This is a genomic window from Streptomyces sp. DT224 (assembly GCF_049844595.1).
Classification (GTDB): domain Bacteria; phylum Actinomycetota; class Actinomycetes; order Streptomycetales; family Streptomycetaceae; genus Streptomyces.
Map to the genome: position 1 here is coordinate 43,872 of NZ_JBNCLI010000015.1, position 25,688 is coordinate 69,559.

A 25,688-nucleotide genomic window follows, 5' to 3' on the forward strand; every position below is an offset into this window, starting at 1 on the left:
CGGTCGTGGCGCGACCCCGGACGCGTCCTGCCGGGGGCCCGGTCAGCGGCCGGCGGGCGGCCGCACGCTCTCCCGGCGGACGAACTCCGGGAGTATGACGGGCTGCGCGTCCTTCGTCCCGGCTCCGTTCATCAGGCCGAGCAGGAGGTCGAGCGTCGTGGTGGCGACCGCGCCGAAGTCCTGGCGCACGGTGGTCAGCGGCGGCGAGTAGAACGCCGACTCGGGCACGTCGTCGAACCCGATGATGCTCACCTGGTCCGGGACCGAACGCCCCCGTTCGGTCATGGCGCGCAGGGCGCCGAGGGCCTGGTGGTCGTTGGCCGCGAAGACCGCGGTGACCTCGGGCATCCGGGCCAGCATCTGCCCCGCCCGGTACCCGGAGGCGGCGGACCAGTCGCCCGTGCTGACCGGAGGCACCTCCGCCCCGGCCTCCTGCAGCGCCCGGCGCCACCCGCGGATGCGGCCCGCCGCGTCGAACCAGTCCGGCGGGCCCGAGACGTGCCACACCGTCTCGTGCCCCGCTTCCAGCAGGTGCTTCGTGGCCTCGTATGCGCCCTGCTCCTGGTCCACGGACACCATCGGCGCCCCGCGCCCGGGGTCGCCGTCGACGGTGACCAGGGGGACCTCGGCGGGCACTTGGGCCAGCGCGGCGTCGGCCGAGGCGGTGGGCGCGATGACCACGATCCCGGCGACGCGCTCGTCGCGGTGGCGCTCGACGGCGGCGGTGATCGAGGACTGCCCGAGCTCGGGCACCCGGTGCACGCTGACCGCGAAGCCCTGGCGGGCGGCGGCGATCTCGAACGCGGCCAGGAGCGAGGAGGGGCCGTACAGCGTCGAGTTCTGGGCGATCACGCCGATCAGCTGCGAGCGCCCGGTCACCAGGGCGCGCGCCGCGCGGTTGGGCCGGTAGCCCAGCTCCTTCACCGCCGCGAGCACCCTCAGCCGGGTCTGCTCGCGCACGTTGGGGTGGCTGTTGAGTACCCGGGACACCGTCTGATGCGACACGCCCGCGAGCCGCGCGACATCGGTCATCGCCGGTTCCCGCACCACCGGACTCGTCGCCGTGGCGTCCTCCACACCCATCTCCTCCTGACGGTGACCGCCCCGCCCCGGCTTGCCGGCGGGGCCGCGGGTGATCCGCATGAACGTTCAATCTACGCCCGGCCAAGGTACGGCCCCCTCGGCACGGGCTCCACCGCCCGCGCCGAGGCCGGTCCTCGGCAGGCGACCGACTCATAGTGAGCGCTAACAGTCTCGTCCACAACCAGTGCGCGCCGATGCCGAATTGTGGTTCCCCCAGGGGTTGACGCGGTAAATGTTAGCGCTCACTGTTGACGCCCGTGGCCCCCGATCGCAGAGGTCGGTGGCAGGGCGCACGGTTCACGATGGAGGACGACGCTGTGTTCAAGAGAATTGCCATGGCCGGCTGCGCGCTGGCGCTGGCCACGCTGACGGCCTGCGGGAGCGGCGACGGCGGCGGGTCGAAGGCGTCCGGCGGCGACAAGCTGGTCATGGGCTTCGCCCAGGTGGGCGCGGAGAGCGGCTGGCGCACCGCCAACACCAAGTCGGTACGGGAGTCGGCCAAGAGCGCCGGCATCGAGCTGAAGTTCTCCGACGCGCAGCAGAAGCAGGAGAACCAGATCAAGGCCATCCGCTCCTACATCCAGCAGAAGGTCGACGTGATCGCCTTCAGCCCGGTCGTGGAGACGGGCTGGGACGCCGTCCTGCTGGAGGCCAAGCGCGCGAAGATCCCGGTGATCCTCACCGACCGCGCCGTCGACTCCGAGGACACCTCGCTGTACAAGACGTTCCTCGGCTCGGACTTCGTCGAGGAGGGCCGCAAGGCCGGCAAGTGGCTGACCGAGAACACGAACGGTCCGGCCAAGGTCGCGGAGATCCAGGGCACCACCGGTGCCGCACCTGCCATCGACCGGCAGAAGGGCTTCAAGGAGGCCATCGCCGGGAAGTCCGACATCAAGATCGTGGCCTCGCAGAGCGGTGACTTCACCCGGGCGGGCGGCAAGCAGGTCATGGAGGCACTGCTGAAGTCGCACCCCGACATCAACGTCGTGTACTCGCACAACGACGACATGGGCCTCGGCGCCATCGAGGCGATCAAGGCGGCCGGCAAGAAGCCCGGCACCGACATCAAGATCATCACCGTGGACGCGGTCAAGGCCGGCATGCAGGCCCTCGCGGACGGCGAGATCAACTACATCGTCGAGTGCAACCCCCTCCTCGGCGACCAGCTGATGGACCTGGCCAAGAAGGTCGTCAAGGGCGAGAAGGTCCCGGAGCGCGTCGTCACCGAGGAGACCGCCTTTACCTCGGAGCAGGCGGCGAAGGTCCTCAAGGACCGGAAGTACTGACAGGCGCCGCGGCCCCGCCACCGGGACGGGTGGCGGGGCCGCTCCCCCCTTGACGAAAGCACGGGTCATGACCGATTCCCCAGCGGCCGGCGCCAGCCCGGTCGTCGACATGCGCGGTATCACCGTCGAGTTCGCCGGCGTCAAGGCGCTGGCCGGCGTCGACTTCCGCCTGTTCCCCGGTGAGGTGCACGCACTCATGGGTGAGAACGGCGCGGGCAAGTCCACCCTGATCAAGGCCCTCACCGGGGTTCACCGGCCTGCGGCGGGCACCATCCGGCTGAACGACGAGCCGGTCGACTTCACCACCCCCGGCCAGGCCCAGGACGCCGGGATCAGCACCGTCTACCAGGAGGTCAACCTCTGCCCGAACCTGTCGGTGGCCGAGAACATCCTGCTCGGCCACGAACCGCGCAGACTGGGCGCCATCGACGGGCGGGCCATGCGGGCCCGCGCCGCGGAACTCCTGGCCCGGATCGGTCTGACCATCGACCCCGGCTCCGTACTGAACAGCCATTCCATCGCCGTGCAGCAACTGGTGGCGATCGCCCGGGCGCTGGTCGTGGACGCCCGGGTGCTCGTCCTGGACGAGCCGACCTCCAGTCTCGACAGCGACGAGGTCGAGGAACTGTTCCGCATCGTGCGCGTGCTGCGGGACGAGGGCGTGGCGATCCTCTTCGTCTCGCACTTCCTGGACCAGGTCTACGAGCTGTCGGACCGGATGACCGTACTGCGCAACGGAAAGCTGGTGGGGGAGTACCTGCCGGAGGACCTCGACCGCATGGCGCTGGTGTCGGCGATGCTGGGCCGTGAGCTCGGCGTGCTGTCCGAGGTCGAGCGCCGCTCGGAGGAACGCGCACCGGGCAGCGCCCCGGTCCTGGTCGCCCGCGGCCTCGGCCGGGCCGGTGCGATCGAGCCGTTCGACCTGGACATCCACGAGGGCGAGGTCGTCGGCCTCGCCGGGCTGCTGGGGTCCGGCCGCACCGAACTCGCGCGGCTGCTGTGCGGCGCCGACCGCGCCGACAAGGGCACCCTCTCCGTGGGCGGCGAGACGGTACGGGCCCGGGGGCCGCGCTCCCTCATCGCCAAGGGGATCGCCTTCTGCTCCGAGGACCGCAAGGCCGAGGGCGTCGTCGCCGATCTCAGCGTCCGCGACAACCTGATCCTCGCCACCCAGGCGTCCCGGGGCTGGGCGCGGCCGGTGCCCCGGCGCACCGCCGAGGCGATGGTGGCCGAGTACATCGAGCGGCTGGACATCCGCCCGGCCGACCCCGACGCCGTGATGGGCAACCTCTCCGGCGGCAACCAGCAGAAGGTGCTGCTGGCCCGGTGGCTGGTGACCCGGCCCCGGCTCCTCATCCTGGACGAGCCCACCCGGGGCATCGACGTCGGCGCCAAGGCACAGATTCAGAAGGTGGTCGCCGAACTGGCGGCCGAGGGCATGGCGGTGCTGTTCATCTCCGCCGAACTGGAGGAGGTGGTACGGGTGTCCGACCGGGTCGTGGTCCTGCGGGACCGGCACAAGGTGGCCGAACTGTCCGGCGGTGACGTCTCCGTCGACGCCGTCATGTCGGCCATCGCGGCCGACGCCCACGCGGAAGCGGCGGTGGCCTCGTGATCCGCGGACGTCTCCTCTGGCCGCTCGTCTCACTGGCCGGCCTGCTCCTGCTCAACGTCGTCTTCACGCACTCCTTCTTCGAACTGCGCATCCAGGACGGCCACTTGTACGGCAGCCTGGTCGACATCCTGCGCAACGGCGCTCCGACCATGCTCATCGCCGTGGGCATGACCCTGGTCATCGCCACCCGGGGCATCGACCTGTCCGTGGGCGCGGTCGCCGCGATCGCGGGAGCGATCGGCTGCACCTGGATCGCCGACGGCGGGGACGTGCCGACCGCGATCCTCCTCGCCCTGGCCGTATGCGTGCTGCTCGGTCTCTGGAACGGCTTCCTGGTCTCCGTGCTCGGCATCCAGCCGATCATCGCGACCCTCGTCCTGATGACGGCCGGACGCGGCGGCGCGATGCTGCTCACGGAAGGCCAGATCGTCACCGTCGACAGCTCCGCGTACCGTCAGATCGGGGCGGGCTTCCTCGTCCTGCCGATCGCGATCCTGATCAGCCTCGCGGTCCTCGGCGGCGTCGCCCTGCTGACCCGCCGTACCGCCCTCGGCATGCTGATCGAGGCGGTGGGCGCCAACCCCGAGGCCAGCAAGCTCGCCGGGGTCCGCTCCCGCACGATCACCTGGACCGTGTACGTGTTCGCCGCGTTCTGCGCCGGTGTGGCCGGACTGATGATCAGCTCCAACGTCAGCGCCGCCGACGCCAACAACGCCGGTCTGTGGATCGAGATGGACGCCATCCTCGCGGTCGTCATCGGCGGCACCTCGCTCGCCGGCGGCCGCTACTCCCTCGGCGGCACCCTCGTCGGAGCGCTCGTCATCCAGACGCTGACGACGACCGTCTACTCCATCGGCGTCCCCACCAACGTCACCCTGCTGTTCAAGGCGGTCGTGGTGATCACCGTATGCCTGCTGCAGTCGCCGCGCACGGCGCGGATCATCGGCGGCCGGCGCAAGCCCCCCGTAACCGCACCCCAGACCCAGAAGGTGGCCGCCGGATGAGCTCATCGGCCCTCGCGTCCGTAAGACTGCGCCTTCCCCAGCGATTCCTGCCCGTCGTCGCCACCGTCGTGGTCTTCGCGGTGACCTTCGGCATCGGCTCGGTCCGCTACCCGGACTTCGCCTCCGGCCAGGTCGTCGCCAACCTCTTCATCGACAACGCGTTCCTCATCGTGCTCGCCGTCGGCATGACCTTCGTCATCCTCACCGGTGGCATCGACCTCTCCGTGGGCGCCGTCGCCGCGCTGTCCACCATGATCGCCGCGTCCACCCTCCGGGCGGGCTGGCCGGTCCTGCTGTCCGTGCTCGCCGTCCTCGTCTCCGGGACCGTCCTCGGCCTGCTGATGGGCCTGGTCATCCACTACTTCGACGTACAGCCGTTCATCGTCACCCTGGCCGGGATGTTCCTGGCCCGGGGGCTGTGCTTCCTGATCAGCGTCGAGTCGGTGTCCATCACCGACACGTCCTTCCGCGCATTCGCCACCGGCACGATCGAACTGCCCGGCGACGTCACGCTCACCTACAGCGTGCTCGTCGCCCTGGCCGCGGTGGCGGCGGCGGTCTACGTCCTCCACCTCACCCGCTTCGGCCGCACGGTGTACGCGGTCGGCGGCAGCGAGACCTCGGCGCGGCTGATGGGCCTGCCCACCACGAGGGCCAAGGTCGGCGTCTACGCGGTGAGCGGCTTCTGCTCCGCCCTGGGCGGCCTGCTGTTCGCGCTGTACATGCTCTCCGGCTACGGCCTGCACGCGGTCGGCATGGAGCTGGACGTCATCGCCGCGGTGGTCATCGGCGGCACCCTGCTGGCCGGCGGGGTCGGCTATGTGGCCGGTTCGACGGCGGGCGTCCTGGTGCTCGGCACCGTACAGGCGCTGATCTCCTTCGAGGGCACCCTCAGCTCATGGTGGACCAAGATCGTCATCGGCGCCCTGCTGCTGGCCTTCATCGTCCTCCAGCGGGTCATCGTGCGGCAGCGGCGGTGAACGGCCCTTACACAATCCACTTCGCGCCATTACGCTGCGCCCATGGCGACCGCCCGGGAACCTGCCCTGATCGAGCTCAGAGGCCCGGGGATCACAGCTGCCGAATGCGCCGTGGGCGCGCTCCTGCTGCTGGGCGCCGGCGGGTTCTGCGTCTACGCCACGGTCCGCACCGTGGCCGAGATCGGTGAGACCGGCGCCGGATGGGGATGGGCCGGCCTGGGCGTCGCCCTGGCCGCGGCGTTCGTCGCGTGGATCGGCCTGGGCACCATCATCGGCGCCCGCGACGAACGGCGGGCCACTCGGCGCCTCGCCGCCCAGGGCGTCGACGCGACCGCTCTGGTCCTGGCGGTCGCGTCCGCCTCGCCCACCAACGACTACCGCGACCGGATCCGGCTCACGCTCCGTGTCAGCGGCCCCGGGGTCGACCCGTTCGAGTGCGAGGGCAAGGTGCTGAAGGACCGGTTCGGCGGTGCGACGCAGGGGACCGTGCTGCCGGCCCGGGTCGATCCGCTGACCCGGGAGTTCAGCATCGAGCGACCGCCCGCGCCACCGGCGCCCGGCCGCGGGGACGCCTGAGCCGTACCCGGACGATCGCCCTCGGTCGCCGTACGCCCTTGACGGTCCGCTCAGTCGTCCGTGGAATACGAGGTTGACGACGGCCCGTCCGCCTTCGCCCCGGATCGTCGCCGGGTGGGTCCCCCCGCCGACCGGAAAGCCTCTCCGAGACTGGACCGAGCGCCAGGGAGAGCTCCTGCCGGAATGGCTCACCGCCGTGAGACAAGACGATCCTTTCAGCCTCAACCTGAGCCAGAACCCGAGACCGGGAGGCGCCTGAGCCGGAGCCTGTTCCGGGTGAGGGTTCGAGAGCGACTCGGGAGACGTCGTGACCGGCCCCGGCGCGGCGATCGTTTCGACCAGCCGGGCTCACGAACCCCCGGGGCACCGCCGCCCGCCGGCATCCACACCCCTCAGTACGGCCGCCGGCCCGTCCAGGTCCCGGTGTACCGGGTGCGCCGCCGGGTCCGGGTCGGGTGCGCAGCGGCAGGATGCCGACAGTGGCCCTGTTCCGCCATCTTGATGTATTGGGAAGCGACTTCCACTCCCCTAGGGTCTCCTCCGACCTGGTTCCCTTTCGGACGGTGGTTTCGCATGTCTCGTCGCACGGTGGTCTTCGCATCCGCGTTGCTGGCAGTGTCCGGCCTGGCCGTGGCACAGCCCCCGGTCTCGGCCTCGGAAAGCCCGCCGTCACAGGCGCCGAAGGCAGCGGCGCAGCGATCGACGGAATCGGTCACCCTGATCACCGGCGACCAGGTGACGCTGAGCACGGTGGGCGGCCAGAAGGTCGTCCAAGTGACGGACCCCCAGGGCGGGGCGCCGGGATTCCGGACCCATCAGGTCGGCGACGACCTGTACGTGGTGCCCGACACCGCGGCCCCGCTGATCGCCGAGGACAGAGTCGACGAACAGCTGTTCAACGTGACCAAGCTGGTCGCCGACCGGTACGACGACGCGCATACCTCGTCGATCCCCCTGATCGTGAGCTACCCGAACAGCCGCGCGGCCACCTCGGCACCCGCACCCCGCGGTGCCCGCGTCCGCGACCGGCTGCCCCGGCTCCACATGGCTGCGATGCAGGCCACGAAGTCGGCGACGCCGGCGTTCTGGGAGGACGTACGGCACGGCCGCTCCGCCGCTCCCGGCAAGATCTGGCTCGACGCGAAGGTCTCCTCCACCGACACCGCGTCCCTCGATCAGGTCCACGCCGCCCAGGCGTGGGCGGCCGGCTACACCGGCAAGGGGGTGAAGGTCGCGGTCCTGGACACCGGAATCGACGCCGGTCACCCCGATGTCGCCGCGTCGATCGCGGCGAGCAAGGACTTCACCGGCAACGGCAGCACCGCCGACGGTCACGGACACGGCACCCACGCCGCGTCCTCCGTCGTCGGTAACGGCTCCGCTTCCCAGGGCCGTTACCGGGAAGGCGTGGCGCCGGACGCGTCGTTGTACGTCGGCAAGGTCCTGACCGACACCGGCTCCGGCCCGACCTCCGGAGTCCTGGCCGGAATACAGTGGGCGCTGGAGAACGACGTCAAGGTCGTCAGCATGAGCCTGGGCGCGACGGTGAAGCTCTGCAACGACCCGATGGCGGCCGCCATCGATCAGCTCTCCGCCGCGTCCGACACCCTGTTCGTGATCGCCGCCGGGAACGCGGGCCCCGCCCCCGGGAGCGTGTCGTCGCCCGGCTGCGCGGCCTCCGCCCTCACCGTCGCGGCCGACGACAGCAACCTGAAGACGGCCTCGTTCTCCGCGAGAGGCCCCGTGGACGACGGCGCCGGGCACACCTACCTGAAGCCCGACATGGCCGCGCCCGGCGTCGGCGTCATCGGTGCCCGCGCGGCCGGGACCTCGCTGGGCGTCCCCGTCGACGAGCACTACACCACGCTGTCGGGCACCTCGATGGCCACGCCCCACGTGGCGGGAGCCGCCGCCGTCCTCGCGCAGCGCCACCCGGACTGGACCGGTGCGCAGCTGAAGCAGGGGCTGATGTCGAGCGTGCGCCCGGATGCCCTCAACCCGCCTCTCGCCGAGGGCACGGGCTTCCTGGACGTGGAGCACGCGGTGTCCGCCACGGTCACCGGACCGGGCTACGTCGACGGGGACGACCTGTCCTGGCCGCACGGCCCCGACCAGGTCAGCGAGCGCGAGGTCACATGGAAGAACACCGGTGACTCCGACGTCACCCTGAACCTGAAGACGACCGCCTTCGACGGGACCGGCCGCCCGGCGCCGCAGGGCACCGCCTCCCTGAGCACCGGGAGCGTGACGGTCCCGGCAGGCGGGAGCGCCTCGGCGACCTTGCGCATGTCCGTTCCCGAGGGCGTCCCGGACGGCGGATACGGCGAGTTCACCGGCAGGATCACCGCCACCGCCACCGACGGCGGGCAGCACGCGGTGACCAGCTTCGGCTTCTACGCCGAGCCCAACACGGTCACGGTCACGTTCCAGGGCATCACCCGGGGCGGCGGACAGGCCGGGACCGTCAGCTACGTCAACCTGATCTCGCGCGACGCCGCCACGGCGACCCGGGTGTACTTCCGTGACGGCAAGGCCACCGCGACGATCCCCGCCGGAACCTACGACCTCGACGCGGGGATCTACGGTTACGACCCGGGCATCGATGAGCAGGACCTCTACCACACCGTGAAGTCGATCGGCTTCCTCTTCCGCCCCGGACTGCGGTTCACCGAGGACACGACTCAGACCCTCGACGCACGGACGGCGCACCGGGTGGAACTCTCGGCCTCCCAGCCTCTGGAGAGCCACTCCACGAGCGTGGGATACCAACGGCACGTCGGTGGCGTCACCTTCGCGTCCAGCGTGGTCTCCGGGGCCAACGTGACGGACATCGCCGTCTCGGACGTCCCGGCCGGTCAATGGCCCGACGCCCGCGTCGACTTCGTCGCCCGCGCCTACGCCCCGCTGCTGAAGATCGCCACCACCGCCGGTCGCACCCTGGACGCGATGTACGCCAAGTACAGCCCCGTCACGACGGACGGCATCGCCTACCTCCCCAAGGGCGGCTCGGCCTCCGTGGTCGACGTCGGCGGCGGCACGGCCGCGGAGCTCGCCGCCGCCGACGTGGCCGGCCGGTTCGTCCTGGTCGACCTCGGCAGCAAGGACTCCGAGTCGACGATCCGTCTCGAGCAGGTGACGAAGGACGCGGTCCAGCGCGGTGCCCGGGGCGTCGTCGTCGCCCACGGCTTCGCCGGCCGATGGTCTCCCTTCGCGAAGGACGACATCCCGGTCGTCGCCATCACCACCGACGACTACGCGGCCCTCAAGCAGGAGCTGGCGAACGGGACCACCCGGCTGACGTGGAGCGGAACGCCGAACAGCCCGTACGTCTACAACGTCCACATACCGTGGACCGACGGGATCCCGGCGGACCAGACCCACGCTCTCGACGAGGCCGGTCTCGCCCAGGTCGAGGAGACCTGGTCCAGCCAGGTCCGCCGGCAGCAGTACGGCGACGGCCTCGCCGTGGCGTACACCCCCGGCTCCACGCCCGTCACCGCAGGTGTCGTCCAGCCGGTCCTCGCACCGACGAAGCGCACCGCGTACTACACCACCGGCGAGGCCAGTTGGGTGCACTGGGGGACGAGCAACACGGCGGCCGGCGCCGATCAGATGGCCGGCCGCCCCGCCCGCTACGAGAAGCCCGCCCGTCACACGGAGGACTGGTACGGCGGCCCCCTCCACCCGCAGCCGGCGACGAGCATCGTGAACGGTGAGACCACACCGCTGGCCTCGCGGACCGGTGACGCCATCTCCACCGTGATCCCCTCGGTGGGGGACAGCGGAGGCCATGTCTCCTTCCAGGCCCTCACCGATCAGTTCGCCCTGAAGCTGACCCGCGACGGCGAAGCGGTCGGAACGACGGCCCTCGGCGGGCTCGCCTCCTGGTCGGTGCCGTCCGGATCCGGCCACTACGAGCTCTCCATGGTGCAGAATCGCCGTACCGACCTGCCCATCTTCCGCACCTGGGCTCTCTCGAAGTCGATCAGCACACGCTGGTCGTTCGACTCCGACTCCGTCGACAGGCAGACGTCCCTGCCTCTGCTCGTACCGTCGTACGACATGGCGCTGAACCAGTACAACCAGGCCCCCGCTTCCAGCAGTTACCGTGTCGAGCTGAGCGCACCGGGCCAGCCCGGCTATGCAGGCCGCGCGGACACGCTGACCGCGCAGGTGTCCTACGACGGCGGCGGCTCGTGGCGGGACGTCCGGACGTCCCGCAGCGGCGGCTCCTGGGTGGCGTCGGTGGACAACCGTCCCGCGCGCGGCGGCTTCGTCTCCCTGCGCGTCAAGGCGGCGACGTCGGACGGAGCGGGTGTCGAACAGACACTGATCTCCGCGTACGCGGTGCGGTGAGGAGGACTCAGATCCTCCGGGCGTAGACGAGTTGGGCTCCGAGCTGGAACCGGGTCGCGACGCTGTTGCGCGTCATCAACTGCGTGATACGTCGCTGCACGGTCCGCTCGGAGCAGCCCAGCGCCCGGCCGATCGCGGGATCGGTCAGGCCGCTGGCGAGGAGGCGCACGAGCTCCTCCTCCCAGTCCGGCACCCCCTGCGCGATGTGGCTGTCCTCGAAGGTCAGGGGCAGCGCCCGGTCCCAGGTCATCTCGAACAGCTCCAGAAGCCCGTCGAGCAGGGCCGAGGGGGTGATCAGGACGGCCGAGTCGAGGGCTCCGGCGCTGCCCTGAAGGGGGACCATCGCGAGTCGCCGGTCGACGACCACCAGCTTCATCGGGAGGCGGTCGCTGATACGGGCCCTCTCGCCGCCGGCTATCGCTTCACGAGCCAGGTCCTGGCGTATCTCGTCGCTCAGGGCCTCCTGTGTGTAGACCGTGCGGTAGGTGACCCCGCGGCCCATCGCGTCCAGCTGAGCGGGGTTGCCCGAGGGGGGTGCCACGTAGGGCGGCCGGTCGAAGATGAGGACCTCCTCGGCGGCGTTGGCCTGCAGCTCCTCGAAGGCCGCCCAGCCGGCGTCGGACTCGCCCACGGTCTGGATGAGGTCCTCATGCCGGCGATTGCGCCTGCGCCACCGGTGAATCAGACTGTCCGAGACCTGCCGGGTGCGGTCGAGTTGCGTCTCCCAGCGGCGGATGGTGGGCAGGAGGGCGGAGTCCGGAGGGACGGGAAGGATCTCGTCCGAGGAGTCGGTACCGGGTTCGACGAGCCCCAGTTCCCGCAGCCGGCCGACCGCCGCCAGGACCTCGGCCGAGGTCAGGCCGACGGTCCGTGACACCTGCTCCGTGGTCCGTGGGTGGGTGAACAGCAGGCACTCGTACACCGACCAGTCGGCGGCATCGATCAACACGCGACATCCCTCACTCGCTACGGCTTGCCGGGGCCAGAGGCCAGAGCACAGGTTAGCCAAGGTGATCTCCGTACTGAACGGCTCGTCACAACGGTTCACCACTGCGGACTTGTCTCGACCGGTCGACGCCCGGCGTCCCGTTCGGGCGGACACGCGCTGATCGGGGCCCATTCGTCCAGCACTCGATGATGTTCACCGCGAGCCTTGCGCCGCGCCGTCTCCTTGCACGCCGGGAACGGTTTCGCGGTCAGGCGCCCATTGCGGTGAGCTTCACCACCCCGCGCCGGACATGAAGTGGCGTAGTGGGCGGGTCCGACCTTCGACGTCGAGTGCCCGAGCCATGTGGACAGGCTGACGACCGACTCGCCGGCCTCCGGCTGCACGCTCGGGTGCGTGTGGCGGGGACGCGGAACATGGCCTCACGTGGGGCGGCACAGCGCGGGACCCGGCGGATTCGGTTGCCGTTGTGCCGCACCTTCTCGCCCCCGGGCTTGATCAGTCCGGCGACGGCGAGCACACGCTTCCCGTTACGGTCGTTCCAGGCGCGGCGTAGATGCGGTTGCCGTGCGACGAGGTGAGGATCAGGTCGACTGTGATCGGCCTCCCCCGGCGCACTTCGAGCGCGGTGGTGGGGGGGGGCCTCCGGGTTCCGCCAGGACAGCGTGCGACTCCCCGCCGGCGATCACCCTCGGTTACTATGCTCACTTCATGCCGGAAGCCGGCAGCAAGGGGCGCGGCGCCATCGACGGTCTGCTTGGGGAGCGGGGAGACCGGCTCGCCGGCCGTCCCCGGATTCTCCCCAGCGCCGTCGACCCGTGCTTCCCGCCGCTCCGCTCCGGAGAAGTGGGCCGTGGATTGTAAGGCTGAAGAGATGGGTGGCCTGGGAAAGTGTTGCAAGAGGTTGTAGCGACCCGCTACGTCACGCCCCTGCGTGAAGGCGGCTCGCTCCCCGGGATCGTCGAGGCCGACGACCTCGGCACGTACGTCATGAAGTTCACCGGAGCCGGCCAGGGCCGCAAGACCCTTGTCGCGGAGGTGATCTGCGGGCAGCTCGGGCGGCGGCTCGGCCTGCGGGTGCCCGAGCTCGTGCAGATCCAGCTCGACCCGGTCATCGGGCTCGCCGAGCCCGACCAGGAGGTGCAGGAGCTGCTGAAGGCCAGCGGCGGCCTGAACCTCGGGATGGACTTCCTGCCCGGCTCGCTCGGCTTCGACGCGCTCGCCTACGAGGTCGACCCGCGCGAGGCCGGGCGGATCGTCTGGTTCGACGCGCTGATCAACAACGTCGACCGGTCCTGGCGCAACCCGAACATGCTCGTCTGGCACGGCGACCTCTGGCTCATCGACCACGGCGCCACCATGATCTGGCACCACAACTGGCCCGGCGCCCAGGCGTCCGCCGCCAAGCCGTACAACGCCTCCGACCACGCCCTCGCCCCCTTCCGGCCCGACATCGCGTCGGCCGCCGCCGAGCTCGCCCCGCTGGTGACGCCCGGGCTGCTCGCCGAGGCCGCCGCCGACGTCCCCGACGAGTGGCTGGTGGACGAGCCGGGCTTCGATTCGACCGACGAGCTGCGGCAGGCGTACGTGGACGCGCTGGCCACCCGCGCGGCCACCATCCACGAACGGATCATCATGGACGCACCCACCCCCGACAAGCCGTCCCAGGCCCCGGGCTGGATCACCGAGCGTCTCGCCCCGGGCGGCCGGGCATGAGCGGGCGCGATGTCTTCGAGTACGCGCTGCTGCGCGTCGTCCCCCGCGTCCAGCGCGGGGAGTGCTTCAACGCCGGGGTGGTGGTCTACTGCCGCGCCAAGGGCTTCGTGGCCGCCCGCACCGAGCTGGACGAGGCCAAGCTGAAGGCGCTCGACCCCGGCGCCGACGTGACCGGGGTCCGGGCCGCGCTGCACGCCGTCGAGGGCGTCTGCCGCGGCGGTAGGGACGCGGGGCAGGCCGCCGGCGACGACGCGGGCAGGCGCTTCCGCTGGCTGATCGCGCCGCGCTCCACCGTCGTCCAGCCCGGGCCCGTGCACAGCGGCCTCACCGCCGATCCCGAGGCCGAGGTGGAGCGGCTGCTCGACCTGCTGGTGCGCTGACCGGCACCCCCGGGCCGCCGTCCGCGCTCCGCGTGACGGCGGCCCGGCGGAGTGTGACATGCGCCGCTGCGCCCGTGGCCCGTTGACACCGGGTGCCAGGGCTTCTAGCGTCTCGTCTGCTGAAGGTACTAAGCGGTTGCTCAGTCATCGGGCGGTCTCTCTCCGGAGACCCCGACGTCCGCTGAGCCGCTATCCAAGGGCGAGGAGAGCCAAGCATGTCGACCAGCGAGCAGCGCGTAGCCATCGTGACGGGAGCGGCCCGGGGTATTGGTGCCGCCACCGCGGTACGCCTGGCGGCCGAGGGCCGCGCCGTCGCCGTACTCGACCTCGACGAGGCGGCCTGCAAGGACACCGTCGAGAAGATCACCGCGGCCGGGGGCAAGGCCCTCGCCGTCGGCTGTGACGTGTCGGACAGCGCGCAGGTGGAGGCCGCCGTCGCACGGGTCGCCGCCGAACTCGGCGCCCCGACGATCCTCGTCAACAACGCGGGCGTGCTCCGCGACAACCTGCTCTTCAAGATGAGCGAGTCCGACTGGGACACCGTCATGAACGTGCACCTCAAGGGCGCGTTCCTGATGGCCAAGGCCGTCCAGAAGCACATGGTGGACGCCAAGTTCGGCCGTATCGTCTCGCTGTCCTCCTCCTCGGCGCTCGGCAACCGCGGCCAGGCCAACTACTCGGCGGTCAAGGCGGGCCTCCAGGGCTTCACCAAGACCCTCGCCAAGGAGCTCGGCAAGTTCGGCATCACCGCCAACGCCGTCGCGCCCGGCTTCATCGTCACCGAGATGACCGCGCAGACCGCGGCCCGCGTCGGCATGGGCTTCGAGGAGTTCCAGGCGGCCGCAGCGACGCAGATCCCGGTCCAGCGCGTCGGCGTCCCCGACGACATCGCCAACGCCATCGCCTTCTTCACGGGCGACGCCGCCGGCTTCGTCTCCGGCCAGGTCATGTACGTGGCCGGCGGACCGCTCAACTGACCCGGAGGGCTGCGGACATCATGACTGTGCAGGACAGCGGCAAGGTCGCGCTGATCACCGGCGCGAGCCGGGGCATCGGCTACGGCATCGCGCAGGCGCTCGTCGAGCGCGGCGACCGGGTGTGCATCACCGGGCGCAACGAGGACGCGCTGAAGGAGGCCGTCGAGACGCTCGGCGCCGACCGGGTCATCGGTGTCGCCGGCAAGGCGCACGACGAGGCGCACCAGGCTGTGGCGGTCGCCCGCACCATGGAGGCGTTCGGCCGGGTCGACTTCCTGGTCAACAACGCCGGCACCAACCCGGTCTTCGGGCCGATCGCGGAGCTCGACCTGAACGTCGCCCGCAAGGTCTTCGAGACCAACGTGGTCTCGGCGCTCGGCTTCGCCCAGCAGACCTGGAAGGCGTGGCAGAAGGAGAACGGCGGGGCGATCGTCAACATCGCCTCGGTCGCCGGCGTCTCCGCCTCGCCCTTCATCGGCGCGTACGGGATGAGCAAGGCGGCCATGGTCAACCTGACCCTCCAGCTGGCGCACGAGTTCGCGCCGGTGGTCCGGGTCAACTCGATCGCGCCGGCGGTCGTCAAGACCCGGTTCGCCCAGGCGCTGTACGAGGGCCGCGAGGAGGAGGCGGCCGCCGCCTACCCGCTCGGCCGGCTCGGGGTGCCGGAGGACATCGGCGGCGCGGCCGCCTTCCTCACGTCGGACCAGTCCGCCTGGATCACGGGCCAGACCCTGGTCGTCGACGGTGGCATTTTCCTGAATGCCGGAGTCGGCTGATCCGGCCTGGGCCGATATGGTCCCGATTGCCTCAAGTGCCCCGCCGGGCCTGCGGATTGACCCGGCGGGGCGCTGCGGTATGGTCTGCCGACCCATGGCTGATCGAGGAGCGTGCACGTGTTCTACCGGGCCAGTCTGCAGGCCGCTGCAGCCCTTGCGTCCCTGTCCTTGCTGGCCGGCTGCGGGCTGCTGCCCGGCGGCGGATCGGATGTGGAGCAGAAGCTCGCCGTCGGGACGACGAGTGAGCCTTCGACCCTGGACCCGGCGGCGGCGTGGGACGGCTCCTGGGAGCTGATGCGGAACGTGTTCCAGACCCTGGTGAGCTTCCCCACCGGCAGTACGACGCCGGAGCCGGACGCGGCCGAGGAGTGCAGGTTCACCGACCGCACCAGCACCGCCTACCGCTGCCGGCTCCGCGAGGGGCTGAAGTTCTCCAACGGCGACAAGCTGGACGCGGCGGCCGTGAAGTACTCCATCGACCGGATCTCGGAGATCGGGGTCAAGGGCGGACCCGTCGGCATGCTCGGCTCGCTCGACCGGGTCGAGACCAAGGGCGACGACGTCGTCGTCTTCAACCTGAAGAAGCCCGACGCCACCTTCCCCTTCGTCCTGGCCACCCCGGCCATGTCCCTGGTCGCGCCGAGCGCGTACTCGAAGCACAAGATCCGCGACGACGGCAAGGTCACCGGATCCGGCCCCTACCTGCTGGACGCCTACAAGCCGGGCGACCGCTCCGAGCTGGTGAGGAACCCCGACTACAAGGGGTTCGCCGACCGCAAGAACGACGCCGTGACCATCCGGTACTTCAAGGACTCCGGTGCCATGGTGAAGGCGCTCCGGAAGAACGAGATCGACGCCACCTACCGCGGCCTGTCCGCCGAGGACGTCGTCAGCATCGAGGACGGCAAGAGCAACGGGGAGGGCGGCGGCCTCCAGATCGTCGAGTCCACGGGCGCCGACATCCGCTTCCTGGTCTTCAACCCGGACGACCCCGCCGCCGGCCGGGCGGCCGTCCGGCGGGCGATAGCCCAGCTGATCGACCGGGACGCGCTCGTCGCCAAGGTCTACCAGGGCACGGCCGAACCGCTGTACTCGATGGTCCCCAAGGGCATCGCGACGCACACCACCAGCTTCTTCGACACCTTCGGCAACCCCAGCAAGGACAAGGCCCGCCGGATCCTGGCCGACGCGCACATCACCACGCCCGTCCCCATGACCTTCTGGTACACCACCGACCGCTACGGCTCCTCGACCGCGCCCGAGTTCGACGAGCTGAAGCGCCAGCTGGAGGCGTCCGGACTCTTCCGCATCACCCTCAAGAGCCGCCCGTGGAAGACCTTCCAGGCGGGCTTCACCAAGGGGGAGTACCCGGTCTTCGGCCGGGGCTGGTTCCCGGACTTCCCGGACCCGGACAACTTCATCGCCCCGTTCGTGGGCAAGAACAGCGTCACGGGCATGCCGTACGTGAAGGACGAGATCACCAAGCAGCTGCTGCCCCGGTCCCGCAAGCAGAGCGACCGGGGCGCGGTCGCCGAGGAGTTCGAGCGGGCCCAGAAGATCCTGGTGGACGACGTGCGGCTGCTGCCGCTCTGGCAGGGCAAGCTGTACGTGGCGGCAGGCGAGGACATCGGCGGCGGCGAGCGCGCCCTGGACCCGCAGACCGTCATGCAGATGTGGGAGCTCTACCGCAAGGCGAGTTGGTAGCACCGCGCGGGCGGGCCCCGGCGGCCCGCCCGGACCGCGTTGTCAGTGGTGCCCGGTAGGTTCTGGGAGCAAGAACGGATTGCTTACCGGAGGTTGTTCACGTGACCGACACCGACCTGCTGCCCGAGTCCTGGCGCGGCGTCCTCGGCGAAGAGCTGCAGAAGCCGTACTTCAAGGAGCTCACCGAGTTCGTCGAGGAGGAGCGCTCCGCCGGACCGGTCTACCCGCCCCGGGATCAGGTGTTCGCGGCCCTGGAAGCGACCCCGTACGACAAGGTGAAGGTCCTGGTCCTCGGCCAGGACCCCTACCACGGCGAGGGCCAGGGGCACGGCCTGTGCTTCTCCGTGCGCCCCGGCGTGAAGACCCCGCCCTCGCTGCGCAACATCTACAAGGAGATGAAGGAGGAGCTGGGCCTGCCCGTCCCGGACAACGGCTATCTGATGCCGTGGGCCGAGCAGGGCGTGCTCCTGCTCAACGCCGTGCTCACCGTCCGCGCGGGCGAGGCCAACTCGCACAAGGGCAAGGGGTGGGAGAAGGTCACCGACGCGGTGATCCGCGCCGTCGCCGCCCGCCCCGACCCGGCGGTCTTCGTCCTCTGGGGCAACTACGCGCAGAAGAAGCTCCCCCTGATCGACACCGAGCGCCATGCGGTGGTGAAGGGCGCGCACCCCTCGCCGCTGTCGGCGAAGAAGTTCTTCGGCTCCCGCCCCTTCACCCAGATAAACGAGGCCGTCGCCCGGCAGGGCCACCAGCCCATCGACTGGCGCATCCCCGACCTGGGCTGAGCCGCGCCCGAGCCTCCGCGTGTCCGCCCGTCCCGGCGGCTAGCGTCGGAAGCCGGACCGCCGGGTTCGGGCGGGCGGGTGCGAGGAGGCCGTGGTGACGGAGCAGCGGGAGGCGTCGGAGGACGTCTTCATGACCAGGATCGGCCAGGCGGTCATGCTGCTGCACGGAGGCGACCGGGAGGAGGCCCGCAACCGCTTCACCGCGCTCTGGTCCGAGATCGGCGACGAGGGCGACGCCCTGCACCGGTGCACCCTGGCGCACTACATCGCCGATACGCAGGACGATCCGGCCGACGAGCTGGCCTGGGACCTGCGCGCGCTGACCGCGGCCCGGGCCCTGGCCGACGACCGCGTGGCCGGCGACCGGGACACTCTCGCGATGCGCGCCTTCTACCCGTCGCTCCACCTCAACCTCGCCGCGGACTACGTGAAGCTCCAGCGCCCGGCCGCCGCCCGGGACCACCTGGAGCGGGCCCGGGCGGCTTCGGCGGTCCTGGCCGACGACGGCACGGACGACGGATACGGGGGCGGCGTCCGGGCGGCGATCGGCCGGCTGGAACGGCGGCTGCGGGAGTGGTGACCGGCGCCTTCGGAGCGCCGACGCTTCACCGCCCGTAGGTGCGGTCGCAGATCCGGGACTGCGGGCTGCCCGCCGGCCAGTGGCCGTAGCCCCTGCCGAGAGCGCACACCCCGGTGCCGCCGCCGGGCGCGGGCAGGACGGGCGCGGTGACGGGTGGGGCCGGGGCGATCCGGCGCGGCAGCGGCACATCCGGGGCGGGCGCGGGCCGCCGCGGCAGCGCGACGCGCGGTTCGACGGGACGCGCGGCCGGGCGCCCCGGCGACGGCTTGTGCGCGGCGGACGGCGGGGCCGCGCGGGACGGCTTCGCCTTCGGTACGGCCTCCAGCGTGTCGTGCACCGGTGGCCCGGCGGTCTGCGGGGCCAGGTCGTGGGCCGGCCGGCCGGCCCCGGGGCGCGGCGGGGCGGCCGGATGCGGCTGCACGGACACGCACCCGGACAGGGCCGCGAGCGTGAGGCAGACCAGGAGTTTCACGGCGGTTCTCGTTCGTTGCACGTGATCAACTCTGCGGGGCCGGTGACCGGTCCGTGCCTCCGTCGCCCGCGATCCGCCCGCACGAGTGACGCCGGTCAGCACGGCGCCGCCGGAACGACGCCTCAGCCCCTCGGCATCCCGCGCGGAAGCGCGCCGAAGCCCGTGCGTCCCGGCAGGCCCGTCCTCGTCCCGCGTGCGTGCGACGGGATCGCCTGCCGGAGGCCCGCGGGCGCCGCGTATGCTGCCGGGACGACGAAGGAGGCGCCCCAGGTACGGCGCTGACCAGCGAGAGGAACACCCTGTGAAGGTCGGCTGCATCGGGCTCGGGGACATCGCGCGGAAGGCGTACCTGCCGGTGCTCGGCTCCCTGCCGGGCATCGAGCTCCATCTCCAGACGCGCACCCCGGCCACCCTGGACGCGGTCGCCGCCGCTTACCGCGTCCCGGCCGACCGGTGCCACCGGGACCTGGACTCGCTGCTCGCCCAGGGGCTCGACGCCGCGTTCGTGCACGCCTCGACCGCCGCCCACCCCGAGATCGTGGGCCGGCTGCTCGACGCGGGCGTCCCCACCTACGTCGACAAGCCGCTCGCGTACACGCTGGCGGAGTCCACCCGCCTGGTCGAGCTCGCCGAGGCGCGGTCCACCGGCCTCGCCGTCGGCTTCAACCGCCGGCTGGCCCCGGGCTACGCCCAGTGCGCGGAGCACCCGCGCGAACTGATCCTCCTGCAGAAGAACCGGGTCGGGCTCCCCGAGGAGCCCCGGACCATGGTGTTCGACGACTTCATCCACGTCGTGGACACCCTGCGCTTCCTGGTGCCCGGCCCCGTCGAGCGCACCGTGGTGAGCGGCCGGCTCGTGGACGGTCTGCTGCACCACGTCGTGCTCCAGCTCTCCGGGGACGGCTTCACCGCGATCGGCGCGATGAACCGGCTCAGCGGCTCGACCGAGGAGCGGCTGGAGGTCTCCGGCCAGGACTCCAAGCGCGAGGTCCTCAACCTCGCGGAGGTCATCGACCACAAGGGCCAGCCGAGCGTGCGCCGACGCGGCGACTGGGTGCCGGTGGCCCGTCAGCGAGGCATCGAGCAGGCGGTGCTGGCCTTCCTGGACGCCGTACGCGAGAGCCGCCCGCTGAGCGCCCGCGACGCCCTGGAGACCCACGAACTCTGCGAGCGCGTCCTGCGGGAGCTCGACGCCGCCTAGCCTGTCCGGCGGATCCAGGGTCGGACAGGCCCTAAGCAGCCGTCGCCGTCTCGACGGGCCGCGTACGCCTCCGGGCGCGAGCGGCCCGTACGCCCTCCGCGCTGCAGAAGACGGCCACCACCCCCAGTGCCCCGTACAACGCCCAGTCGCCGAACCGTACGTACAGGGTCGTGCCCCGGGCCAGCGGCACCCCGTAGACGGCGGTCCCGCTGGTGTCCGTGCCGAGGCGGGGCCCGACGGGCTCACCCCCGGGGCCGTACACCGCGCTCACGCCGGTGAGAGTGGCGTGCACCATCGGACGGCCGCTCTCCGCCGCCCGCAGCGCGCCGAGCGAGGCGTGCTGGGCCGGGGCCCAGCCGTGCTGGAACGACGAGGTGGAGGACTGGGCGACCAGCAGCCCCGCCCCGTCCCGGACCAGACGCCGGCTCATGTCCGGGAACGCGGACTCGAAGCAGACCAGCGGGCCCACGCGCAGTCCGCCCGCACCGGGTACCCGCATCGTGGCCGGGCCCGTGCCGCGCAGCCGGTCCTCGCCCGCCGCCCGGCCCATCGAGGTCGCCCAGCCGAGCGCCGACCGGGCCGGGATGTACTCGCCGAACGGCACGAGCCGCATCTTGTCGTACCGGTCCCCGGTGAGCCCCTGGGGTCCGACCAGCACGGCGCTCTTGAAGATGCCGGTGCGCCCCGCCGCGTCGGTCTGCCGGGCGTCCACGTTCACCAGGAGGCCGGCGCCCACCGACCGCGACAGCGCCGCGAGCCGGGCCTCGATGTCCGGCCGCCGGGCCGGGTCCACACCGACGCTGCTCTCGCCCCACACCACCAGGTCGACGCCGCGCCCCGCGAGCGACCGGGTCAGCGCCTCGCTGCGGGCGAACCTGCGCTGGATGCTGCCCGGCCCGTCCACGATCCCGGGCTGCACGACGGCCACCCTGGCCGTGCCCGTCCGGTCCGGCTGCGGCGCCCACACCCAGGCCGCCCCGACCACCAGCGCGCCCACCAGGAGCGACACGGCGGCCACGACGCGGGCGGCGGAGTGCACCAGCAGCACGGTGACCGCCGTGTTCACCGCCACCACCAGCAGGCTCACCAGCCACACCCCGCCCACCGAGGCCGTCCGGAGCGCCGGTTCCACCTGCCACTGGCTGGCCCCCAGCAGCCCCCAGGGGCCGCCCAGCGCCTCCCAGGACCGCACCAGCTCGATCATCAGCCAGCCGCACGGCACCACGACCACCGCCACGACCGCCGCCCGCCCGCTCACCGGGCCCCGCAGCAGCCGGTGCGCCAGCAGACCCCACGGTGCCCACAGCAGACCGAGCAGCGCCGCGAGGATCACGATGAACACATGCAGGCTCGGCATCAGCCAGTGGTGCACGGCGATCATGTACCCCGTGCCGCCCAGCCACGCGTCGCGCGCCGCCCCGCGCCCCGTCCCGGCGGACCGCACCAGCAACAGCAGCGGAACCAGGCAGACATAGGCGAACCACCACAGCGAGGGCGCGGGGAAGGCGAGCGCCGGCAGCGCACCGGCCACCAGCGCGGCCGCCGCACGCCCCGCGGCCCGGTCGAGCGTGCGCGCGCCCCGCTCGCGCCACCCGGTCCACACGTCCATGCCGCACCTCCTCGCCCCGGCCGCCGGCAGGTCCGTCCGCCATCCGGTCCCGATCTTCTGCCCAGTGTGCGGCAGCGGACGCGGCCCGGCCGTCAGCAGGGGACGACGGCCACCGGGCCCATCGCGTGCGTGAGCGTCGTGTGCGCCACCGGCGACAGCCCGAGTCCCAGCGACTCACCGCCGCGCCGCCGTCCGACGACGGTCAGCGACGCCGTCGCCGACGCGGTGACCAGCGTGCGCGTCGCGGAACCGTTGACCGGCTCCTTCATCACCTCGACCTGCGGATACCGGGCACGCCAGCCGGCCGTGAGCTCGGCCAGCGACCGCTCGGCGGCGTCCGCCGCCGCGTTCCGGTCGAAGACCGGCCCGCCGGACAGCATGGACGAGAACATCGTCCAGCCGTGCACGATCCGCAGCCGCGCGCCCGGGTGCGCCGCCGCCGTCTCGAAGGCGAAGTCGAGCACTCCTTCGCTGCTCTCGTCGGCGGCCACCCCGGCGACGATGTCCGGGAAGACCTCGCCCGTGGCCTCGCCGGCGCGCTCCTCGTCGTCCCGGCCGCCGTGCACGATCACCACGGGGCACTTGGCCATGGACGCCGTCGCCAGGCTGTTGGACCCCAGCATCAGGGACCGGAATCCGCCGAGACCCCGCGAGCCGAGCACCAGCAGCGAGGCGTCCCGGCTCAGCGAGACCAGCGCCGCCGACGGGAAGTCGAGCGGTGCGAGCGTCGTGGGCCGCAGCCCCGGAGCGACCTGGGCGACCCGGTGCACGGCCGAGGCCAGCAGCTCGCCCGCCTCCCGCTCCTGCGCCTCCTGGTCGGTGCGCCGGGCCAGCTGCCGCACATGCACGACGAGCAGCGGCCGGTCCCGTACGACCGCCTCGCGGGCCGCCCAGTCCAGCGCGTCCAGGCTGTGCGAGGAGCCGTCGACCGCCGCGATCACGGGAAGCTCGGTGCCGCTCATGGGTTCCTCTCCGCCGTCCGGACCTGTCTCGTACGCTACGGCGGCGCGGGTGCCGGTGCCGAGGCGGAGGCGGCCGTCCGGGCCCCGGCACGGCATGACCCCGCACATGGTCGGTCCCTCTGGGCCGGTCCGGCTGCGCCTATGCTCGCGGTATGGAGCAGAGCGAAGTGGTGAAGCGTGTGGTCGGCATCCTCACCGAGGCGGGGGAGATGCGCCGGCTGCTGGAGGAGAACCCGGACCGCGACGACGCCGAGACCGACTCGACCGTGGTGACCGCCCTCCTCAACGAGACCATGCCCCGGATCGCCATCCCGGAGGACGCCACCGTCGAGGACGTGGTGGTGGTCGTCGGACGCGAGGTCGGCGGTGCGGTGGAGCAGCTCGTCGGGGCGTTCACCCTGGCGTTCGCCATGCTGGCCCAGGTCCACGACTCCGGGCAGACGGACGTCACCTCGGCGGACGTGCTCCAGGACCTCGCCCTGCGCGCCGAGCAGTTCGGCGCCGAGGGCCCCGGCGACACGGAGATCTGAACACGGCGCCGCCCCCGGCGCGGCCGGGGGCGGCGGGCGTACGGCGGACGTCAGCCTGCGGACTCACCCGCGTGCGGGCTCAGCGCGTCGGTGCCGACGAGGATGAAGAGCAGCACGCCCAGGACGATCCGGTAGATCACGAACGGCATGAAGCTCTTGGTCGTGATGAACTTCATGAACCACGCGATGACCGCGTACCCCACCCCGAACGCGATGACCGTCGCGAAGACCGTCGGGCCCCACGAGACGTGTCCCTCGCCCGCGTCCTTCAGCTCGAAGACGCCCGAGGCGAGCACCGCCGGGACCGCCAGCAGGAACGAGTAGCGCGCCGCCGCCTCCCGGGTGTAGCCCATCAGCAGACCGCCGCTGATCGTGGCGCCGGACCGCGAGACGCCGGGGACGAGGGCCAACGCCTGGCAGCAGCCGTAGATGAGGCCGTCCTTGACGCCCAGTTCGCGCAGGGTCTTGCGCTGCTTGCCGGCCCGGTGCCGGCCGCCCTTCTCGTCGCGGGCTGCCATCCGGTCCGCGACGCCCAGCACGATGCCCATCACGATCAGTGTGGTGGCGATCAGCCGCAGATCGCGGAAGGGGCCCTCGATCTGGTCCTGGAAGGCCAGGCCCAGCACACCGATCGGGATGGAGCCGACGATGACCAGCCAGCCCATCTTGGCGTCGTGGTCGCCGCGCATCGAACGGTCCGTCAGCGACCTGAACCACGCCGAGACGATCCGGGCGATGTCCTTGCGGAAGTAGATGAGGACCGCGGCCTCCGTGCCGATCTGGGTGATCGCGGTGAAGGCCGCGCCCGGGTCCTGCCAGTCGGCGAACGCCGCGGTGAGCCGCAGATGCGCGCTGGAGGAGATCGGCAGGAACTCGGTCAGTCCCTGGACGAGCCCGAGGACGAACGATTCGAACCAGCTCATGGGGCTTCGGCCATCCCGGGGGTACTCGTGCACCGGCCGCCGGCGTCGGGCGCCCGGCGGGTGCGGTTTGCGGTCATGCGAGACAGGGCCCGGCCGGGCCCTGTCTCGTCTGTCGGTCGCGGGCAGCGTATCGCCCCCGGGTGAACGCCCGGCGACAACCCCCGCGCGCCCCGGCCCGTCGCGACCCTCAGCCGCCCAGGCGGTGGCGGCGGCGCCAGGCGACCACCGCCGCTCCGGCCCCCGTCAGCACGATGAAGCCCATCGCCGCCAGGAACGCGGGCGAGGTGGGCGACGACGCCTCGCTCCCCGCCACCACGTACGCGGCGGTGTTCGGGATCGAGCCCAGGCCCGTCGCCACCAGGAACGGCGGATAGCCCATGCGGGAGACGGCGGCGCAGTAGTTGGCGGCGGCGAACGGCACCCCGGGGAAGAGCCGCAGCGCCAGCATCGAGCGGAAGCCGTGCCGGCTCAGCTGTCCGTCCGCCGCCCGCAGCCAGCGCCCCCGTACCAGGGTGCGCAACGCGTCCTGCCCCAGGACCCGGCCGAGCATGAAGGAGACCCCCGCGCCCAGCACCGTGCCGCAGATCGCCGCCGCGAGGCCCGCCTGCGCCCCGAACAAGGCGCCCGCCGCGAGATTCAGCAGCGGCCGCGGCACGAACGCCACCGTGCAGACGCCGTACGCGAGCCCGAAGAGCACCACCGCCATGGAACCGTCGCTCAGCTCCCCGAGGCGGCCGGAGGCCAGCAGCCGCTGCGGCTCCAGGAGCAGCACGGCCGTCGCGGCACCCGCCAGCACGGCGACGAGCAGCGAGAGCCGGCACCACGGCGACAGCAGCACCCGCGTGCAGCGCACGGCGAGGCGGGGGGCGGGCCGGGTGGCGGGGACGGCGTCGAGCATTCGGGGAGAGTAACCGACAAAGGCGTGTGATCGCCGTAATGCACCCGCGGGCGGTCCTCGGCCGCCCGGGCCCAAACCCCGTGCCGCCCGCCGTAATTCGCTCGACGGGCGGGCGGCCCCTCGGGGATGATCGGAGCATGTCCCGGTACGCCTTCCCCGCAGCGCCGTCCGCAGTCGCGGACGCGCCGAAGGCTGCCGTGTGCGCCCTCGCAGCAGGTGGCGCCGCAGCCGTCACCGCTGCCGCAGCGCCCCTCGGCGGCGCCCGAAGCTGACCCTCCCCCGGCCGTCCGGCGGACCCCGCGAGGGGAGGGTCGGCCGGGCCCCGGGGT

General features: G+C 72.0%; 22 protein-coding genes. 15 read left to right on the forward strand and 7 right to left on the reverse strand.

Annotation, left to right across the window (positions count from 1 at the left end; translation table 11 throughout):
- Positions 1-42: 42 nt before the first annotated feature.
- On the reverse strand, positions 43-1,143 hold the full coding sequence (locus ACLQ2N_RS31880; protein ID WP_425818534.1) for a LacI family DNA-binding transcriptional regulator: 1,101 nt from the start codon (positions 1,141-1,143) through the stop codon (positions 43-45).
- A 275-nt stretch (positions 1,144-1,418) separates the two neighbouring features.
- On the opposite strand from ACLQ2N_RS31880, the gene ACLQ2N_RS31885 reads away from it, so the two are divergent.
- The 6 genes from ACLQ2N_RS31885 (at position 1,419) to ACLQ2N_RS31910 (ending at position 10,900) form a co-directional block, all read left to right on the forward strand.
- Complete coding sequence (locus tag ACLQ2N_RS31885; protein WP_425818735.1) at positions 1,419-2,369, forward strand: ABC transporter substrate-binding protein; 951 nt, start codon at positions 1,419-1,421, stop codon at positions 2,367-2,369.
- 67 nt (positions 2,370-2,436) lie between these two features.
- The gene (locus ACLQ2N_RS31890; RefSeq protein ID WP_425818536.1) at positions 2,437-3,984 is read left to right on the forward strand and encodes a sugar ABC transporter ATP-binding protein; all 1,548 of its coding nucleotides are present in this window, start codon (positions 2,437-2,439) and stop codon (positions 3,982-3,984) included.
- On the forward strand, positions 3,981-4,988 hold the full coding sequence (locus ACLQ2N_RS31895; RefSeq protein ID WP_425818538.1) for an ABC transporter permease: 1,008 nt from the start codon (positions 3,981-3,983) through the stop codon (positions 4,986-4,988). Before ACLQ2N_RS31890 ends, ACLQ2N_RS31895 begins: the two co-directional genes overlap by 4 nt.
- Positions 4,985-5,968, forward strand: coding sequence for a galactofuranose ABC transporter, permease protein YjfF (gene yjfF, locus ACLQ2N_RS31900; RefSeq protein WP_425818540.1), 984 nt, complete (start codon positions 4,985-4,987; stop codon positions 5,966-5,968). The genes ACLQ2N_RS31895 and yjfF overlap by 4 nt, the downstream gene beginning before the upstream one ends.
- Positions 5,969-6,010: 42 nt before the next feature.
- Positions 6,011-6,544 (forward strand): hypothetical protein, encoded by a 534-nt coding sequence (locus ACLQ2N_RS31905; protein WP_425818542.1) that lies wholly within the window; start codon positions 6,011-6,013, stop codon positions 6,542-6,544.
- 573 nt (positions 6,545-7,117) lie between these two features.
- Positions 7,118-10,900: a S8 family serine peptidase gene (locus tag ACLQ2N_RS31910; RefSeq protein ID WP_425818544.1), complete on the forward strand. Its 3,783-nt coding sequence runs from the start codon at positions 7,118-7,120 to the stop codon at positions 10,898-10,900.
- Between the two features lie 7 nt (positions 10,901-10,907).
- On the opposite strand, the gene ACLQ2N_RS31915 is transcribed toward ACLQ2N_RS31910, so the two are convergent.
- Positions 10,908-11,849, reverse strand: coding sequence for a helix-turn-helix domain-containing protein (locus ACLQ2N_RS31915; RefSeq protein WP_425818546.1), 942 nt, complete (start codon positions 11,847-11,849; stop codon positions 10,908-10,910).
- 888 nt (positions 11,850-12,737) lie between these two features.
- Between ACLQ2N_RS31915 and ACLQ2N_RS31920 the strand changes: the two genes are divergently transcribed.
- The 7 genes from ACLQ2N_RS31920 to ACLQ2N_RS31950 all read left to right on the forward strand — a co-directional run bounded on the left by ACLQ2N_RS31920 (position 12,738) and on the right by ACLQ2N_RS31950 (position 18,764).
- On the forward strand, positions 12,738-13,562 hold the full coding sequence (locus tag ACLQ2N_RS31920) for a HipA family kinase (RefSeq protein ID WP_425818548.1): 825 nt from the start codon (positions 12,738-12,740) through the stop codon (positions 13,560-13,562).
- A complete protein-coding gene (locus ACLQ2N_RS31925; protein WP_425818550.1) occupies positions 13,559-13,942 on the forward strand; it encodes a DUF3037 domain-containing protein in 384 nt (127 codons plus the stop codon). The genes ACLQ2N_RS31920 and ACLQ2N_RS31925 overlap by 4 nt, the downstream gene beginning before the upstream one ends.
- A gap of 215 nt (positions 13,943-14,157) precedes the next feature.
- Positions 14,158-14,919 carry a 3-oxoacyl-ACP reductase FabG gene (gene fabG / locus ACLQ2N_RS31930; protein WP_383305048.1) on the forward strand — a complete coding sequence of 254 codons (762 nt, stop codon included), beginning with the start codon at positions 14,158-14,160 and terminating at the stop codon, positions 14,917-14,919.
- A 20-nt stretch (positions 14,920-14,939) separates the two neighbouring features.
- Positions 14,940-15,695: an SDR family oxidoreductase gene (locus tag ACLQ2N_RS31935; protein ID WP_425818552.1), complete on the forward strand. Its 756-nt coding sequence runs from the start codon at positions 14,940-14,942 to the stop codon at positions 15,693-15,695.
- 117 nt (positions 15,696-15,812) lie between these two features.
- A complete protein-coding gene (locus ACLQ2N_RS31940) occupies positions 15,813-17,399 on the forward strand; it encodes an ABC transporter substrate-binding protein (protein WP_425818554.1) in 1,587 nt (528 codons plus the stop codon).
- Positions 17,400-17,500: 101 nt separating this feature from the next.
- Positions 17,501-18,184 carry a uracil-DNA glycosylase gene (locus tag ACLQ2N_RS31945; protein WP_425818556.1) on the forward strand — a complete coding sequence of 228 codons (684 nt, stop codon included), beginning with the start codon at positions 17,501-17,503 and terminating at the stop codon, positions 18,182-18,184.
- Positions 18,185-18,278: 94 nt separating this feature from the next.
- Positions 18,279-18,764, forward strand: coding sequence for a hypothetical protein (locus ACLQ2N_RS31950; RefSeq protein ID WP_425818558.1), 486 nt, complete (start codon positions 18,279-18,281; stop codon positions 18,762-18,764).
- Between the two features lie 25 nt (positions 18,765-18,789).
- Here the strand turns inward: ACLQ2N_RS31950 and ACLQ2N_RS31955 are convergent, their stop codons facing one another.
- A complete protein-coding gene (locus ACLQ2N_RS31955) occupies positions 18,790-19,236 on the reverse strand; it encodes a hypothetical protein (RefSeq protein ID WP_425818737.1) in 447 nt (148 codons plus the stop codon).
- Between the two features lie 301 nt (positions 19,237-19,537).
- Between ACLQ2N_RS31955 and ACLQ2N_RS31960 the strand changes: the two genes are divergently transcribed.
- A complete protein-coding gene (locus tag ACLQ2N_RS31960) occupies positions 19,538-20,437 on the forward strand; it encodes a Gfo/Idh/MocA family protein (protein WP_425818560.1) in 900 nt (299 codons plus the stop codon).
- A 31-nt stretch (positions 20,438-20,468) separates the two neighbouring features.
- Here the strand turns inward: ACLQ2N_RS31960 and lnt are convergent, their stop codons facing one another.
- Together lnt and ACLQ2N_RS31970 are read right to left on the reverse strand one after the other, a co-directional pair.
- Positions 20,469-22,046, reverse strand: a complete 1,578-nt coding sequence (gene lnt, locus ACLQ2N_RS31965) for an apolipoprotein N-acyltransferase (RefSeq protein WP_425818562.1) — start codon at positions 22,044-22,046, stop codon at positions 20,469-20,471.
- Between the two features lie 92 nt (positions 22,047-22,138).
- Positions 22,139-23,008, reverse strand: coding sequence for a universal stress protein (locus ACLQ2N_RS31970; RefSeq protein WP_425818564.1), 870 nt, complete (start codon positions 23,006-23,008; stop codon positions 22,139-22,141).
- Between the two features lie 152 nt (positions 23,009-23,160).
- On the opposite strand from ACLQ2N_RS31970, the gene ACLQ2N_RS31975 reads away from it, so the two are divergent.
- A complete protein-coding gene (locus ACLQ2N_RS31975) occupies positions 23,161-23,538 on the forward strand; it encodes a hypothetical protein (protein WP_425818566.1) in 378 nt (125 codons plus the stop codon).
- 50 nt (positions 23,539-23,588) lie between these two features.
- Here the strand turns inward: ACLQ2N_RS31975 and ACLQ2N_RS31980 are convergent, their stop codons facing one another.
- Positions 23,589-24,461 (reverse strand): undecaprenyl-diphosphate phosphatase, encoded by an 873-nt coding sequence (locus ACLQ2N_RS31980; protein ID WP_425818568.1) that lies wholly within the window; start codon positions 24,459-24,461, stop codon positions 23,589-23,591.
- A 187-nt stretch (positions 24,462-24,648) separates the two neighbouring features.
- Entirely contained in the window at positions 24,649-25,359 is a 711-nt protein-coding gene (locus ACLQ2N_RS31985) for a TVP38/TMEM64 family protein (protein WP_425818570.1), read from the reverse strand.
- Positions 25,360-25,688 lie beyond the last annotated feature (329 nt).